This window comes from Ascidiimonas aurantiaca (genome assembly GCF_037646345.1).
In the GTDB taxonomy this organism is placed as follows: Bacteria; Bacteroidota; Bacteroidia; order Flavobacteriales; family Flavobacteriaceae; genus Ascidiimonas; species Ascidiimonas aurantiaca.
In genome coordinates, this window is record NZ_JBBEWR010000023.1 from 1 (window position 1) to 15,447 (window position 15,447).

Here is a 15,447-nt window from a genome sequence, read left to right on the forward strand (position 1 = left end):
TACTTTTGTTTTACGTTACTAACGTCAAAAGTAAGTAAAAAGTTTGTTTTGTGCAAATGTTGCCTAACAATTGTATAAACGTACCTAGGTACGTTTATTTCTTTTTTAGAAATACTAATCTAGGGGATTTTTAATGGTTTCCAAAGTATTTACGGCGACATGGGTATATATTTCCGTTGTTTTACTAGACCCATGCCCGAGCAATACCTGAATTTGCCTTAAATCCGCACCGGCCTCCAAAAGATGAGTTGCAAAACTATGTCGCAATACGTGTGGGGTTACTTGTGTTCGTATTCGAGCTCTTTCCGCAGCAGCCTTCACGATTTTTAGAACACTTGCTGCACTATATTTCATTCCTTTCTTGCCTTCGAACAAAAATAGTGCAGGTTCATATTTCATATAGTACTTCCTTAAATCTTTTAAGGCCGTTTTAGATAGTAAAGTGAGCCTGTCCTTATTTCCTTTTGAACCTTCGACCCGAACCAGCATTCGTTTGCTGTCGATGTCCTTTATTTTCAAATTTAATAGCTCACTTCGCCTTAAACCTGAACCGTATAATAATTGAACGATACATCTGTGCTTGAGGTTGTTGGTGTTCTCAATTATATCGACGACCTCTTCCTTGGAAATTACCTTAGGTAACTTTGATTCTTTTCTTGGCCTTTCAATATCGTAAAATCGGTTGGGCATCCCCAATACCACCTCATAATAGAATTTTATGGCGTTGATCGCTTGATTGACATATGAGTTGGATGCGTTTTTCTGTATAAGGCTTTGTAGGAATATTCTAATGTCACCCTCATCGATAGAATTTAGTTCTTTGTCCTTGTGAAAATTGATGAACATCTCAAAGAAGGTCACATAGGTCTTGATGGTGCTATTGGCATATCGCTTTAGTTCTAGTTTTAATAGATACTCCTCAGGACAAAGCCTGTAATCGGGAATCGGTTTTCTTTTCCTGAACCAAGCTACATCAACGGTTTCGTTTTTGGTATTTACCGGTTTATTGGTTAAAAAACGATTGTAGTTTATCCATACCACGCCCTTAAAAGTATTGAAAATAACCCCAAGATTAGCTTTAGTATTGGGTATGTAGGCCATGTTGTATCGTTTACTCCACTTAGGATTTGGAAGTCCCTTGACCAAATTCTGTATTAGTTTATCCGGTGAGAACTTTATGCCTATCATCTTCTGATTGTTTATCATGAGATGGTACAGTGTTATCGATTTGATTGTATACATAAGACAAGTTTAGCAATGTTTCGTATTTTTAACGGTATATTAAGTTTATAATATGCGTTTGCAAATGACTAATGTGAAAGCTTGCCCGGTATGTGGTACTATTGTGAAGGGTAGGTCCGATAAGAAATTCTGCTCTAAAAAATGTAAATCCATAGAGCAATATGAGAGTCGACAGAAAACCGAGGTCTTCTACCTGAAGGTCGACAGGCAATTGAAAGTAAACAGGAGGATTTTAAAAAAGTACAACAAATCAGGCTATACTGTCATTAGGAAAAGCAAACTAATTGAAGAGGGGTTCAATCCAAAGTATTTCACTCATTATTGGAAGAACAAAAAAGGTGAGGTCTATCTATTTGTATACGAATATGGTTTTTTAAGAAAGAATGATAATGGAAAGGAGAAATATATTTTGGTTTCATGGCAGAACTATATGAATTAATAATTTTCGGTGTCAAATAATTCCTTAAATTAGTATTGCAAAAGACGCATAAAATTTGCATCAATTTGTACTATTTTGAACCGGGTTTAGAGTTCGGTTAATCATTTAGAATAAAGTATATAAAATACTTTTAGTTAATAAGTTATGATAGAACGCTTAGTTCTGTCATCCCGACGAACCGCCAAACTGGCAGAAACAAAGCACTGTTGATCATTTGGTTTTAAGTGCTTTTTATTTATTTTACCGACTTTCTTCTATTATCTTCTCTACACAACATCTGACAATTTTCCGCATTTGTCTTTCCACCTTCATGCCAGGGCGTAATATGGTCTCCTTCCATTTCTTCAATCTCATAATGTTCAGTACAAATTGGGCAAATTCCTTTTTGTCTTTCGTATGCTTCTCGTTTTTGCTTGTCACTAAATGCTCGAATGTTCGAGTGTTTTTCTTTTCTTGTTAAAACATAAGAGTAGATTCCCTTCTTATTTTGAACATCTTCGTCAAGCAATAATTCGGTGATTTCTTCTTCAAGTTTTTTTGAATCGAATTTTTCGTCTTTGAACACATTGTATAATTCTCCCCATTTAATACCTTTCATTTCCTTACGATACTTTGGAAAAACGGCTTTTATCCAATTTATCACAGCCTGAAAATGAAGCCATATTTCGTTAGCATTTGGCTCATTTTGATTATCAGACATGTATTTTTCGATATTTCCATCTTGGGAAATCCACTTAAACATTGTCTCTAAAAAATCTTGACGAATAACAGCTCCGCTTAAATAATCTTTCCCAATTGCATATGCAGGTGTAGCCTTCCCTAAAAATGTAGCTGTAGTTTTTATTGCTAGTAATTTTCAATTAAGTAGTAGGTTTTTTGTTTATTCTTTTTAATGTCTATTATCTCTCATTAATCTCATGAACATTTTCACGGAAATAGATAGTCCATTTACTCCAGATGAATTGTCTTCAACATACTGCTTCATAGAATCTATATCTTTTTCATTATATAAATTTCCATTGAAAAAGAGCGATTCCATCGAAGTCGTATTTTTAATATCCAATAATGGGTTTTTATTTAGAATTAATATGTCGGCTATTTTTCCTTCTTCTATGGTTCCATAATCTTGAGAAACTTGAAAGTACTCTGATGGATTTATGGTTGCACAAGCTAAAGCTTCAGCTGGTGACAAACCTGCTTTAACTAACTCTTCAAGTTCACTATGTAAACTAATTCCTGGAAATGAATATGGGTCATATGAATCTGTTCCTGCTAATATCTTCACTCCTTTTTCATGTGCCAGACCAGTTAATTCTAGTCCTTTTAGATAAAAGTCTTCAAGATATTGTTGATGGCCTTCTTTTTTTGCATAATCTTTCATTCCGCTCACATCATCTTTCCAAATTAAAGTTACTAAATGCGGAATGTATTTTAAGTTCTCATCATTCAAAAAATTTTCATTATTAGTTAGAGCTTCATATTTTCGAGTAATATGTGTTGGGCAGAAATAAGTTTCGTTTTTTACCATTACTTGAACCAATTCATAAAACTTTTCGTAATCAAAACCAGCTAACATCTCAATTGAAGAAGGTCTGCTACTAATGTCAACTTCGTCATTTGTGTAATACTCTTTATAAAAATCACGATTTTTATCTGCTAATGAATTAGAATGCTTTATAAATAAATGAGCATGCTCAAAGCTCTTTTGACCTGCTTTGGCGGCATCTATAGGATTAATAGTGCCCGGATAATGTCCAGCAAAATCGACTCCTTGCTTTTTAGCCTCTAAAGCTAGAGCAAAAAAACGATCCGCCATTATCTGATCATAAATCTTAATAAAGGTATGTTTGTCTTTTGCTGATCTACTTACTACATCGATAACGTTCTGTTCATCATAATTCCCACCAACCATTTCGTCAGCAAAACCTATTAGTCTTGGGCCTAACAACTCACCAGAATTAATTTGCATTCTCCATATTAACCTATCTTGATTGATATTAACAACACCTTGCATATCCCTAATATTTGTAACTCCATTTGCAATATGAAGAGGCATGACAGCTTGTGGCGCAATCTGAAATGCTAAATGAGAATGCATATCCCACAAACCTGCTAAGGCATATTTATTTGTGCCATCAATAATTTTTGTGTCTATGTCTTTTGAAATAGAATCATTTAAAGAAATTTTTATTATTCTGTTATTTTTAATAACAATAGTTTGATTTTTTATTACCGAATCATTCGCAACATCTACAATACTAATGTTTGAAATAGTATAATTGTTGTTGTCTGCCTTTTGACTTAAAGGTTTTGATATTGGATATAGATATAAAAAAAGAACAACGATTAATAGTAATGCAACTAATATTAGTAAGTATTTAAGTGTTTTTATAATTATTTTTTTCATTATTATTTAGTATTGCAGTTGTTTATTATTTTGTTTAAGGTGTTATTTAATTGTGCTATTTCATTCAATCTAATATTTCAATCTCTTCAATTTCAAATTCATAGAGACTTCAACTTTCCCTGAACCAATATTTTGAATGTAGTACTTACAGGTACTTCTTTATCTTCAATCCACACCTGTGTACTCTTGACTTTTTTTACTCTGGACATATTAGCGATGTAGGATTTGTGTGTACGCTGAAAATAGTCGGGTAACTTGTTTGTCATGTTTGTGAGGGTTTCAGCAATGAGGTACATCCTTTCATCTGTGAAAACTTTTAGATAATTACCAAAACTTTGAATGTACAAAATGGATTTAAAAGAAATTGTAATCGGCATGCCGTTATGTTTGACTTGCAATACTTTATTAGTTTCTTCAGTTTTAGTAGAAGCCGTTAATGTATGTGAAACCTTATGGATGGCTTTTAAAAAACGGGATAATTTTATCGGTTTCAATAAATAATCGATAACATCATAATTATAACTCTCCACCGCATATTCAGAATAAGCTGTGGTTAAAATGACCTTGGGTGGATTTACCAAAGAACGCAATATCTCCATGCCATTGAGTTCAGGCATTTCGATATCTAAAAAAATAAGATCTAATTTATGATGTTGCAAAAAATTGATGAATTCAATGGGGTTTCCTGTACTTATTGTAAGTTCTATCTTATCAATTTTAGCACAATAATCTTCAATGATATTTCGAGCCAGTATTTCATCATCAACAATGCCTACTTTTATCATAAGGGATGCAATTTTAATTCATTAGACAGTTGAATAGATAGGTGTATATCGTATCGCTCATCTTTATCTAAAATCTCCAAAACATATAAATTAGCATATAACAAATTCAGTCGTTTTTTTACATTTTCAAGGCCTATTCCTTTTCTTTTGTTTTCTTTTAAATCCTTGGGTTTTGTATTGGTAACAGAAAAATCAAATCTATTTCCGTTCACATCAGCGCGAACTTCAATTTTACTTTTTTCGTTTGTAACCTGTGCACCATGTTTTACCGCATTTTCAACAAAAGGAATAAGTAGCATCGGAGCAATATTCAAGTCTTTGTTATACTCAGAAATAATAAATTCAATTGTACAACGTTCACTCAATCTTTTCTCTTCCAATAAGAGGTAATTTTCAATAAACTCTAATTCTTCTTTCAACGATACCTTATCTTTTTTAGCACTTTCTAATTGGTAACGTATCAATTCAGATAGTTGCATTACTAACTCCGGAGTTTCAGGTGATTGCGACTTTGAAAGTGAATAAATGCTATTTAGAGAGTTGAATAAAAAATGAGGGTTGACTTGTTCTTTCAGGTAATTCAATTCCGTTTCTTTTTGAAGTTTTTCTTTTTCGGCATTTTCTTTTTGAAAGGTAATGGATCTCTTTAAGAAGAAAAATGCTAAGCCAGTTCCTGTAATATAAGTAAAGATCAAAAACACTTTGATACTATATCCCAAATCTTTTCCATAAGACTTCAGTTGTATGCCTAAATAAATGGTTAGCAATAATAGTATGACATAAAGTATATATCTTTTTCTATCTAAAAAATAAGGAATCAACAGAAAATGATTCACCCCAATGACAAGCATAACCATAGAGGCATATACGAATTGCCAAATGAAATAATCATAAAATGTTTCATAATTCATAAAAGTCGACCAACTAATTAGTAGTTCTAGCAGAAAGGCAGCAGTAAAAACAATGAGATTAAATTGGATATTATTTATTGTAGGACTCGACATAGAATTACTAAGACATTATAATAGAGTTACTAAGACATTATAAAAGTATCAAGTTTCCGTCAATAGGTTGATAAAAAACGGATGAAATCGACTTAGCAATGATGAAATACCTTCATCATTAAATCATATCCGTTGTACTTCTTTTTTCAATTTACATTATATACCAAATACTTTTGCTGACCTCTAGAGAGAATGAAAAAGACGACAGATAAAATCGAATACATGAAAAATCGAATCAGGATAAAATTGTTTTTCCTTTTGGTAACAACACAATTAGCTTTTTCTCAAGAAAAACAAATCACGTCATTATTGGAAGGTACTTCACGTAAAAATACTAAATTACAAAAATCACCCATTCCTATAGAGACCATGTTTGGCCATGAAAAAATCAATTATCTCTCCATATTTAATTCTCGTTTAGGAGAACGTAGCCGATTCAGTTATTTTGGCGTATTGACCATATCGACTCCTTATCAAAGCAACAATGGGGCAAATGAATTTGTATTTTCGAATGCCATAACTTATAGGCTTAAAAATAAGATCTATGCAACTAGTGGATTACAATACCATTTTTTAAAAGGGATTGTGCCTTATTCTGGACTTCAACTCTTGTCTGCAAATCCCAAATGGTTATTGGTAATGAGCCCAGGTATTGCCTTTTTACCGAATACTAGTTTTCAAAGTGTAGGTATTGTAGAGTACAAGCCAAAAATTTCAGAAAAGCAAAGATTATATACAAGGTTCCAAGGGGTTTACAATTTTAATCTGGAAAATGGTCTTCATGAACGCAGTCTAATTTATCTAAGGACAGGCTTAACACTAAAGAGAACAAGTTTAGGTCTTGGATTCAATTTAGATTTCTATGGCCCGAATAAAACACAACATCAGAATCTAGGTATCTTCATTCATCGTTTATTCTAAATCAATATCATAAAAAAATAGATTTCATAAATAATTAGTTATGTATAAAATAATATCAATTCTGGTCATTTCATGCTTTTTTATAAGTTGCAGTATTAATAAGTCGGCCTCTTATTTCGATCAAGAACCTCCAACGAAAACCCCAAAATTATTTGCGCCATCTATAGTTAATACGGACAGTATAGAACTCAACGTGGTCTTTAATCATGACCATACGGAGCTGTTCTTTTCCAGAATTGTAAATAACAGTTTTGTGATTCATCATTCTGAGAGGATTGAAGGGAAATGGTCTCCTGTTAAACCCTTAAAAATGTATCCTGACAATGTTTTGGTTTCTGTTGCTTGTGACCCGACAATAACTAAAGATGGAAACACGATGTATTTCCTTGGTGTAGATCCAAAACTGTATAAAAACAACATTACCAGAGAAGCCTTGTATAGAATACCTCCTGATATTTACAGCAGTAAAAAAGTAAACGGTAAATGGCAATTGGCCACGAAAGTAGATTTTGGCGTTTCTACTGAGTCTTTTGAAACTTACCCTGTAGTTACCGCTGATGGCAGTTTGTATTTTCGATCCAACAGACCGAGTAAAAAAGGCGGTTTGAATACCTATCGCGCACAATATATTGGGAGTGATAGATTTGAAGTCCCTAAAATGATTCCGCCTATAACAGAAAAAGGTGAACTGATTGTTTATATCTCTCCTAACGAAGATTATGCTATTACAAATGCGAAAGGTCGATTTCAAATTACTTTCAATAGAAATGGAAAATGGACAAGGCCTAAAGAAATACCGTTAGAATATGAAAAGCATTGGAAATATTATTGTCCATACATGTCTTCTGATGGAAAATATTTTATCTATTCTAGAAGACAAAATCATCCTCAAAAAAAAGGATGGGCAGGTGTAGAGAAAGGAGAAGTGTATTGGTTGAATGCTAAAGAATTATTCGATTTGAAATAAGGTCTTTATTAAAGTTAAAAGAATTTATCATAAACATACCTTTAATAGGATAATGAAGTTTTCATGAATACTCACAAAATAAAATGTGCTTGATGTGCGGTTGGATTTTCAGAGCTTGTGTACAACGTCTCGTGTATGAGCAGTAGCGGATTTTAAGCGACTACTTTTCAAATTACAATATACTTTAATTAAATGAAAAAGCGGTTTGAATAAGCACCCAAGCCGTTATTGCTTATACACATCTTGTTGTGCTTAGTACTTGTTTTATTTTTTTGTTTTCTTATAGCTTTTTATCATTTTTCCAAAATCCTTGTCCTTTCTCCGTTTTTCGGCTACAGTTGATTCATAATGTTCTTTCTCTCGCTCCATTTTCATAAAGTTTTCAAAATGCGATATCTCTATCTGTCCATTATCTATAGCTAGTTGAACTGCACAATCTGATTCAGAAGTGTGTGTGCAATCTGAAAACTTACAATTTTGTGCAAAGTCATATATTTTTTCAAATGTACTTTCAATTCCTAGTACACCGTCCGTAATACCGACTTCTCTCATTCCTGGATTGTCAATAAGTATGGCTCCATTTATCATGGGAATTAATTCACGATGTGTTGTAACGTGTTTACCTCTATCAATGCTTTCGCTAATAGTGGCTGTTTTCATTCGACTTCCTCCAATCAAGTTGTTAATCAGGGATGATTTTCCCACACCTGATGAACCAAGAAGACAATATGTCTTTCCTTTATAGAGAAGTTTTTTCAATTTATCTATTCCAACCTTTGTTTCATTACTTACGTGGATAAGAGGAACACTTTCAACTCTGACTTTTATTTTGTTCAGCAAATCATTCAAGTTATGTTCGTCCGTTAAGTCTGTTTTAGTTATAACAATTATTGGCTCAATGTTAGAACTGTAGCACAGGGTTAAATATCGTTCCAATCGGTTAATGCTAAAATCTCTATTTACGGATTGCACAATCAAGCCATAATCGATATTGCTGGCAATTATTTGTGACTCACCAAATTTGTTCACAGCTTGTCTAGATAGAATAGAAAGTCTAGGTAGAATGCTATGAATAATTGCAAAATTGGGTTCATAATTTATCAAAGAAACCCAATCTCCAACGGCTGGAAAGTCTTTACGACTTTTGGCAGAAAACCTTAAATTTCCCGTAATCTCTGCTTCAAATTCACCTTTTTCATTCTTTACAATATACCTTTCCTTGTGTTCGGCTATTACACGACCAATTTCAAAACCCTCAAGATTATTATCGAGTCTTAATTTTTGGAAGTAATCATTATATCCTAAATCTTGAAGTGTCATATTTCTTTGATATTCTTAATTTACTTTCCTAGTTTAATTTAATGACTTTGGTTCTTTTGTTTACCAAAGTTTCAAACCGATTCAATTCTTCTACGTTTTTTATTTCATAGTGCATTGGAATAGTAACTTTAGGTCGAATCTTATTTACAATCTTGGCAGCTTCCTCTTCATTCATAGTTAGATTATCTCCTCCAATTGGAACCAAAGCGACATCAATATCATTTAGGTCTTCCAATTCAGTGATATAGTCTGTATCTCCTGCGTGGTATATTTTTAGACCATTTTTTAATGTAAGAACATAGCCTACATTATCTTTCGATCTAGAGTGTGCTTTAATCCATAAAAAAACTGATTTTGTATTGTACGCAAAAGTTGTCTCGATGCTTAAACCCTCAAGTTCTAGTTGATGATTAGGCTTTACGACTTGGATTTTATTTTTGAAGTCTAACAGTTTTTTTGAAACACCCTTTGAACAAATAATAGTGGTTTCATCTTTTAAAAGACTTTTTATATCTTCAAAAGAGAAATGGTCTGGATGCGCATGTGTTATCAAAATATAGTCTGCATATTCGGCATTCTCAAGTCCTACAGGATCGATGTGAATAACCACATCATCAACTTTAATCTGAAAACTTGAAGGGAAAAAGTGAGACTTGTTTACTTTGATTGCTCCCCAAGTTTTTATCTTACTGTTTTCTCCAATTGTTACTTGTTGCGGAATTGGATTTCTCTTTTCGCTTATTGTTATTTTAACCATAGTGCAGCCTTGATTAATTATTAATGCTATACAAAGCATCAACATGTGTAACTTGTTAAACTCCATATCTAATCTGCCTTTCAGACAAAATTAGAGAAGCTGAACGTCAGATTTTAGACGCTACCGTCTAATTGGCCTTTAAAGAGGAAAACCATTTGCCGAATATCAGCAAAGTATGCCTTTAGCCACGACTCGTTTAGGGTCTCGTCTGTAATTTGAAGATAAAAATTCTCCAAACTAAGATGTAAAACCATTTGTGCTAAAGCATTATTCTCTGATAAGGAAATTATGTTTTTCCATACAGGAAGTAACCCCTGAACGGAAAATTGCATGATACAATCTAGGTATTCTTTGAATTCAGGGTGGTTTCTATGGATTCTAAGTTGACGGTTAAATAATAAGTCAGTTTTATGTTCGATGATAATGGATATTAATTCTTCTTCATTCTTTGCATTTGATTCTTTTGTTGAAATATTTTTTGCTCGGCTTAAGTGAAACTCCAATAAACTTTCCGTAAAAACTTCTAAATCAGCAAACAAATGATAAAATGAAGATTTATTTTTCCCAACTTCTTTAGATAATCTTTCTATCTTAAGTCCTTTTGGACCTTCATAAGCAAAACATTTATAGCCTGTTTCTAACCATATTTTTTCTATTTCTCTCATTTAAAAACAAAGAAAAATTCTAGCTGATTTATATTCATTGAATGAGGTTTTTGTATTAAGCACAACGGTTAGTGCATAAGCAGTAGCGGATTTAAGGCTATAAATTTTCAATTTACAAGATACATTAAATTAAGAAAAAACGGTTCGAGTTAGCACTCAAACCGCTATTGCGTTTATACGTTGTTGCAACCAGTTTATTAAAATTAATCAATTAATTTACCAATGATTCTATTAGATAATCCATTCAAGTCACCTTGAGAATTGTCAGTTGATACATTTGTAACCAAAAAAATACCTATATTTTGCTTAGGGTATAATGCAATCCAAGAGGATTGTCCAAAAGTCCCTCCGCTATGATATAACATTTTTTTAGCTTCATCATAATTATAAGTGTTCCATGCGTAAGCTCTTCCGTGTTGAGCGTTACCTGCTAATAGCCTCATCGATTCTTTTGTAATAGAATCATTATTTATTAAGTATATTTTTATGTAATCAAGCATTGAATTTGTTGAAGATTTAAGACCTCCTGCATATTGATAAAATCTTTTTGTTAAAGGCATTATCTTTCCATTACTGTCTTTTCCAATGGCAATACGGCTAGACATAACCCTATTAATTTCAGGTTTTGTGTCTTGCTCTCCTGAACGAGCAAATACGTATTGCTTCAAAAGTTCCTGAAATGACATTTGGTAGGTATCTTCTAAGATATAGCCTACCAACTGAACGCCGGCATTCGAATAATGATAATTTTTTCCAGAGCGGTCAATAAGATTAACCTTCTTTAAAGCCTCAAAAAACTTAGCTTTTGTAAACTTATCAAAACAAGAAATTTGCTCGTCAATAGTAGCATTTTCATTGTTGCAATTAATGTTCATAGGAAGACCTGAATTATGCGTAATTAAATGTCTTAAAGTAATTGGCTTACCGTAATCCAACTCTAAATTTGAATAGGTATCGTCTAAATATATTCTTATATCTTTTTCAAGGCTTAGTTTTTTATCGCTAACAGCTTGTGCAAGCATTAAGCCAGTATAGGTTTTGGTAATTGATCCTATATCATAAATAGTCTGATTATTGGCTTGTTTCCCGTCAGTCAACTTTCCAAAATGAAATTGATATGTTGTTCCATTAACATATACTGCTCCAGATACTGCCGCATAAGGTGACCTCATAAAATCAGATACCTCTTGGTTCACTACTTTTTCAATGGTTTCCTGTGATAGTCTAATTTTCTCTGTTTGTTTACAGCTTGTAATAAGAATTAAGAGAAAAACTATGATTTGTTTCATTATGGAATAGGTGATTTCTATTGTTGCACAACGTTTTTAAATAGGTTCTTGCCACTGGTTATTTTTCACTTTTTGGGTATTCTCTCCAAGTATAGCTTTTATGCACAATTTTCCACTCTCCTTTGTATTTGAGTAAAAGAAAATAATCAGTAAAAATACGCCAATTTGGAATGATTATTTCAGCTTTGGCAATGGCTGCATCTTTTTCATAGTCTATAGATATGATTCGTCCTATGCGATTATTTTTTTCGCCCTTTTTCACATTAGAAATATACTCTCTACCAGAGCGAATCCACAAACTATCTCTTGTTATTGTGTATAAATTAAAATCTGGATGAAAAGCCTTTTTTAATTTATTAGGTTTACCATTTGCTGTACCTTCAATATAATTGTTTAATGTTGCAGTAATTAGCTCTAAATCAGTTTGTGCATTAGCTATTTGTATTACTAATAAAATAATTGTGAGAATTAGAATTTTTTTTGCTTTCATCTTGTATGACACTTAAGAATTGTTATTAGAAAATCTTTACAACTTAATTTCAGCACCCCACGTAATTGTTGTTATTTTCCATTTTCCATCAATCTTATGCAGTGTAAACAACTTGTAATGGACTTTACCGTTATTTGCTGCTAATCGGGCTTTAACCAATTCAAGTCGTGTTCTAACCAATGCTAGCCTTCCGTAAATTTCAATACTTAATATTTCCTCTTTATATGTATTGTCTGCTTCAGCTGAATTTAAATCAAAAGTAAACTCATCATAAGCTCCGTCCCTATTTAAGTACCTGTAAGCACCTTTTTTGTGCATAGAAAGTTTTTTGTGCTCAATACTCCCGGTGTGATCGCCAATAAAAAAATTCTCTGTTGTTTCAATAATAGCTTGACGGTCTGAAAAGTCTGTTTTTTGTGAGTAAGAATAAGAAGTAAATAGGGTTAAAACTAGTGTAGGCAGTGATAATTTAATTAATTTCTTCATCGTTAATTAGTGTTTTAATAAGTGTTTATAATGTAAATTTTAATGTGTTTAGAATAAATTATAATTGTTTAAGTGCTACAATTATCTTTTTTGCAACGCTTCTTGCTGCCGTTGGATCTTGTCCTGTAATTAAACGACCATCTGCAATTGAGAAATCATCCCAACCTTCTTTAGAGTATTCAAATTTTCCTCCATTAGCTATTAATTTTTGTTGTATTGAAAATGGAAATGTGGCATAATATTCTGCATCCATACGTTCAAAAGCATCTGGAAAGCCGTTTACTTTTTTTCCTTCAACGAGGTACTTTCCGTCCTTCCTCTTTAAATAGGCTAAGCCAGCACTTCCGTGACAAATGGCAGAAATGATACCATTATTTTCTTCATAAACTGCCATAGAAATGTTTTGAATTTCTTTATTCTCTGGTACACCAAACATGGCCGCACCACCACCTCCGTAATATACTGCGATGTAGTCTGCAGTATTTACTTCTTTTGGCGACATTGTTGTTTCTAGGCGACTCATAAATGCTTCATCATCTAAATATCTTTTTTGAGTTGCATTAGTGTCATCTATATAGCCAACCCAAATTTTACGGCCTTTTGGGCTTACAAAATCGACATCATATCCAGCATTAATAAATTCATCATAGGCTAGAACAATTTCGGCAAAATGGTTGGCAGTGTTAATTTTGGTATTTCCATAGGTTTGTTGATTTGAGGTTACGATTAAAATCTTCCCTTTGAATTCTTTTTTTGAACAGCACACTAATAGTAGAACTATTAAAAATCGTGATATAAGTTTTTGCATTTTTTTATTATTTGAAGCAAATATGCAAAACCAGTTTATGAAGCGAATATGAGATGATAAAACAGTAGTCCGGATTTATAAATCCGAACTGAAACCGATACTCTTTTGGTATTGGGAAGGGGTTTGTCCAGTAAATTTTTTAAAAGCTGTAAAGAAGGTTGATTTTGAGTTGAAGCCGCTTTCGTAGCCAATGCTTTCAATGGTGAAATTTGTTTTTGTTTGCAATAACTCTTTGGCTTTATTTACCCTTAATTCGTTAATGAAAGTTGTAAAAGATTTTCCTTGTTCTTCATTCAGGTATTGCGATAAAGTATGCTTTGGTACACCCAATTCTTTTGCGGTTTTTTGAAGCGTAATATTTGGGTCAAGGAATAGTTCATTATCTACGACCTTTGGCAATCCGTTTTTTACATTTTCCAATAATCCTTCCTCAATTTCCTTGTTTTGATATTTTTCCTTCACTTCAAAAAATGTAGTAGTTTCATTGTTTTTGAATATGATTAGTAAAACAATTAGATAAAGAACAAATGAAAATGATAATGCTCCTACGATATAAGACATATAAGTCCCAATGCTGTACGCTAACCAAATAAAAGCAATACCATAATAGATGCTTAATACCCAAATATCAATGTTTTTTAATCGTTCTTTAGTTTTTATTTTATTATTAATAGGTTTAATAAATTTAAAAGCAAATAGTACATAGATAAGCCATTGAATGTAAATACCTTTGACAATCCATTTACTCCAAATAGTTGGATGTTTTGCATAAGGATAAAAAAATCCTAAGATTGATATTCCAATCAAAAAAGGTATAATATGTATTTTCCAGTTTACCTTTTTCTTGTAAGAATGAGTTTTTAAATACAGAAATAAGAATGGTCCAATTAAAATACAGGCAGAAAGCCCTATTTGAATAAAAATGTTTGATAAGTCTGGATTAAAATAGAAAAAAACTGATTTAATAATACGGATACTCAGCATTAAAAGTAATAAAGCCAAAAAGTAATTTGAAAACTTTCTCTTTTTTGCAATCAAGGCAAAATATAACGAAAGTAAAAAGCCATTAAAAGCTCCCAAAGCACTAAAGAAAAAGATTATTTGATTATCGAAATTCACATATTTAGATTTGGTTTTCGAGGTAGGTCAAAATTGGCGGCAACGGTCTAGTGTATGGGCAGTAGCGGATTTCTACTTACAAACATTTCGGTTTTGCGCTGACCTTTTGTTTTATTTTTATCCTTTCGTTTTATCACTTAGACCGTTATTATTTATACACAATGTTAGCAATAGTTCTTTACTTCAATATTTTTAGTTGATTCTGCGAATTTTCACACCAAAAACAGTCGCTTTCCTCTGGTTTAAGCTTCAATGCCTTTTCGTAACTTTCTATGGCTTTATCGTTTTGCTTTGCATTAAAATAGATGTCTCCCATAGTATCCCAGATGTTTCCATCATTTGGAAATAATTCAATATTAAGTTTTCCAATGGCAATTGCTTTATCAATTTGTTTCTCTCTCAAATAAACACCACTCAATCTGTTTAGTGGAACAGGTGTCTTTAGTGTATCTCCAAAATTTGATTGTAATGCTTTACCAAGATTTTTCATGTCTCCTGAATAGTTTTCAGCAAACATCAAAAGTTGAACAATTTCGTTTTTGGAAATAGGTTTTGGAGTATAATTCGATTTAAATAACATTTTTTCTATTTCGTAAGGAATTCTAGAAGCTTCTCGGGTAGATGTGTTTGTTGCAAACAAAATCAAGACATCTTCTTCTGGGAACCAGATAAAATCATAATATGATGAAGCCTTACCCTTTTTAGGACAATGCTAAATTCATAAAAATATCTTTATCGTTGACCGTTT

At 32.4% G+C, this 15,447-nt stretch carries 17 protein-coding genes; 3 read left to right on the forward strand and 14 right to left on the reverse strand.

The window, feature by feature from the left end:
- Positions 1-114: 114 nt before the first annotated feature.
- Positions 115-1,188 carry a site-specific tyrosine recombinase/integron integrase gene (gene xerA, locus WAO84_RS16765; RefSeq protein WP_340067272.1) on the reverse strand — a complete coding sequence of 358 codons (1,074 nt, stop codon included), beginning with the start codon at positions 1,186-1,188 and terminating at the stop codon, positions 115-117.
- 118 nt (positions 1,189-1,306) lie between these two features.
- Between xerA and WAO84_RS16770 the strand changes: the two genes are divergently transcribed.
- The gene (locus tag WAO84_RS16770) at positions 1,307-1,681 is read left to right on the forward strand and encodes a hypothetical protein (protein ID WP_340067273.1); all 375 of its coding nucleotides are present in this window, start codon (positions 1,307-1,309) and stop codon (positions 1,679-1,681) included.
- 235 nt (positions 1,682-1,916) lie between these two features.
- Here WAO84_RS16770 and WAO84_RS16775 read toward each other — a convergent pair whose 3' ends face one another.
- The 4 genes from WAO84_RS16775 to WAO84_RS16790 all read right to left on the reverse strand — a co-directional run bounded on the left by WAO84_RS16775 (position 1,917) and on the right by WAO84_RS16790 (position 5,784).
- Positions 1,917-2,381, reverse strand: coding sequence for an HNH endonuclease (locus WAO84_RS16775; RefSeq protein WP_340067274.1), 465 nt, complete (start codon positions 2,379-2,381; stop codon positions 1,917-1,919).
- A 189-nt stretch (positions 2,382-2,570) separates the two neighbouring features.
- On the reverse strand, positions 2,571-4,088 hold the full coding sequence (locus WAO84_RS16780; protein WP_340067275.1) for an amidohydrolase family protein: 1,518 nt from the start codon (positions 4,086-4,088) through the stop codon (positions 2,571-2,573).
- Positions 4,089-4,186: 98 nt separating this feature from the next.
- A complete protein-coding gene (locus WAO84_RS16785) occupies positions 4,187-4,873 on the reverse strand; it encodes a LytR/AlgR family response regulator transcription factor (RefSeq protein WP_340067276.1) in 687 nt (228 codons plus the stop codon).
- Positions 4,870-5,784 carry a sensor histidine kinase gene (locus WAO84_RS16790; protein WP_340067277.1) on the reverse strand — a complete coding sequence of 305 codons (915 nt, stop codon included), beginning with the start codon at positions 5,782-5,784 and terminating at the stop codon, positions 4,870-4,872. Before WAO84_RS16790 ends, WAO84_RS16785 begins: the two co-directional genes overlap by 4 nt.
- A 315-nt stretch (positions 5,785-6,099) precedes the next feature.
- Between WAO84_RS16790 and WAO84_RS16795 the strand changes: the two genes are divergently transcribed.
- Both WAO84_RS16795 and WAO84_RS16800 read left to right on the forward strand, forming a co-directional pair.
- Positions 6,100-6,798, forward strand: a complete 699-nt coding sequence (locus WAO84_RS16795) for a hypothetical protein (protein WP_340067278.1) — start codon at positions 6,100-6,102, stop codon at positions 6,796-6,798.
- A gap of 40 nt (positions 6,799-6,838) precedes the next feature.
- A complete protein-coding gene (locus tag WAO84_RS16800) occupies positions 6,839-7,765 on the forward strand; it encodes a TolB-like translocation protein (RefSeq protein WP_340067279.1) in 927 nt (308 codons plus the stop codon).
- A 264-nt stretch (positions 7,766-8,029) separates the two neighbouring features.
- On the opposite strand, the gene rsgA is transcribed toward WAO84_RS16800, so the two are convergent.
- From rsgA to WAO84_RS16845, 9 genes are all read right to left on the reverse strand, one after another.
- On the reverse strand, positions 8,030-9,085 hold the full coding sequence (rsgA, locus tag WAO84_RS16805; protein ID WP_340067281.1) for a ribosome small subunit-dependent GTPase A: 1,056 nt from the start codon (positions 9,083-9,085) through the stop codon (positions 8,030-8,032).
- A gap of 28 nt (positions 9,086-9,113) precedes the next feature.
- On the reverse strand, positions 9,114-9,908 hold the full coding sequence (locus WAO84_RS16810) for an MBL fold metallo-hydrolase (RefSeq protein WP_340067282.1): 795 nt from the start codon (positions 9,906-9,908) through the stop codon (positions 9,114-9,116).
- Positions 9,909-9,955: 47 nt separating this feature from the next.
- Positions 9,956-10,507 (reverse strand): TetR/AcrR family transcriptional regulator, encoded by a 552-nt coding sequence (locus WAO84_RS16815; RefSeq protein WP_340067283.1) that lies wholly within the window; start codon positions 10,505-10,507, stop codon positions 9,956-9,958.
- Between the two features lie 203 nt (positions 10,508-10,710).
- Positions 10,711-11,796: a serine hydrolase domain-containing protein gene (locus WAO84_RS16820; RefSeq protein WP_340067284.1), complete on the reverse strand. Its 1,086-nt coding sequence runs from the start codon at positions 11,794-11,796 to the stop codon at positions 10,711-10,713.
- Between the two features lie 58 nt (positions 11,797-11,854).
- Positions 11,855-12,286 (reverse strand): nuclear transport factor 2 family protein, encoded by a 432-nt coding sequence (locus tag WAO84_RS16825; RefSeq protein WP_340067286.1) that lies wholly within the window; start codon positions 12,284-12,286, stop codon positions 11,855-11,857.
- Between the two features lie 36 nt (positions 12,287-12,322).
- The gene (locus WAO84_RS16830) at positions 12,323-12,772 is read right to left on the reverse strand and encodes a nuclear transport factor 2 family protein (protein ID WP_340067288.1); all 450 of its coding nucleotides are present in this window, start codon (positions 12,770-12,772) and stop codon (positions 12,323-12,325) included.
- Between the two features lie 58 nt (positions 12,773-12,830).
- Positions 12,831-13,580: a type 1 glutamine amidotransferase domain-containing protein gene (locus WAO84_RS16835; protein WP_340067291.1), complete on the reverse strand. Its 750-nt coding sequence runs from the start codon at positions 13,578-13,580 to the stop codon at positions 12,831-12,833.
- A 75-nt stretch (positions 13,581-13,655) separates the two neighbouring features.
- Positions 13,656-14,699, reverse strand: a complete 1,044-nt coding sequence (locus tag WAO84_RS16840; RefSeq protein ID WP_340067293.1) for a helix-turn-helix domain-containing protein — start codon at positions 14,697-14,699, stop codon at positions 13,656-13,658.
- A 178-nt stretch (positions 14,700-14,877) separates the two neighbouring features.
- Positions 14,878-15,345, reverse strand: a complete 468-nt coding sequence (locus WAO84_RS16845; protein WP_340067295.1) for a tetratricopeptide repeat protein — start codon at positions 15,343-15,345, stop codon at positions 14,878-14,880.
- Between the last annotated feature and the right edge of the window lie 102 nt (positions 15,346-15,447).

What these genes read in the sequence shown, in the direction of transcription:
- WAO84_RS16800 (WP_340067279.1), top strand. Translation starts at nt 6,839, where the DNA reads ATGTATAAAATAATATCAATTCTGGTCATTTCATGCTTTTTTATAAGT.
- WAO84_RS16820 (WP_340067284.1), bottom strand. Translation starts at nt 11,796, where the DNA reads ATGAAACAAATCATAGTTTTTCTCTTAATTCTTATTACAAGCTGTAAA.
- WAO84_RS16795 (WP_340067278.1), top strand. Translation starts at nt 6,100, where the DNA reads ATGAAAAATCGAATCAGGATAAAATTGTTTTTCCTTTTGGTAACAACA.
- WAO84_RS16810 (WP_340067282.1), bottom strand. Translation starts at nt 9,908, where the DNA reads ATGGAGTTTAACAAGTTACACATGTTGATGCTTTGTATAGCATTAATA.
- WAO84_RS16835 (WP_340067291.1), bottom strand. Translation starts at nt 13,580, where the DNA reads ATGCAAAAACTTATATCACGATTTTTAATAGTTCTACTATTAGTGTGC.
- WAO84_RS16815 (WP_340067283.1), bottom strand. Translation starts at nt 10,507, where the DNA reads ATGAGAGAAATAGAAAAAATATGGTTAGAAACAGGCTATAAATGTTTT.
- WAO84_RS16780 (WP_340067275.1), bottom strand. Translation starts at nt 4,088, where the DNA reads ATGAAAAAAATAATTATAAAAACACTTAAATACTTACTAATATTAGTT.
- WAO84_RS16775 (WP_340067274.1), bottom strand. Translation starts at nt 2,381, where the DNA reads ATGTCTGATAATCAAAATGAGCCAAATGCTAACGAAATATGGCTTCAT.
- rsgA (WP_340067281.1), bottom strand. Translation starts at nt 9,085, where the DNA reads ATGACACTTCAAGATTTAGGATATAATGATTACTTCCAAAAATTAAGA.
- xerA (WP_340067272.1), bottom strand. Translation starts at nt 1,188, where the DNA reads ATGATAGGCATAAAGTTCTCACCGGATAAACTAATACAGAATTTGGTC.
- WAO84_RS16830 (WP_340067288.1), bottom strand. Translation starts at nt 12,772, where the DNA reads ATGAAGAAATTAATTAAATTATCACTGCCTACACTAGTTTTAACCCTA.
- WAO84_RS16785 (WP_340067276.1), bottom strand. Translation starts at nt 4,873, where the DNA reads ATGATAAAAGTAGGCATTGTTGATGATGAAATACTGGCTCGAAATATC.
- WAO84_RS16825 (WP_340067286.1), bottom strand. Translation starts at nt 12,286, where the DNA reads ATGAAAGCAAAAAAAATTCTAATTCTCACAATTATTTTATTAGTAATA.
- WAO84_RS16790 (WP_340067277.1), bottom strand. Translation starts at nt 5,784, where the DNA reads ATGAATTATGAAACATTTTATGATTATTTCATTTGGCAATTCGTATAT.
- WAO84_RS16770 (WP_340067273.1), top strand. Translation starts at nt 1,307, where the DNA reads ATGACTAATGTGAAAGCTTGCCCGGTATGTGGTACTATTGTGAAGGGT.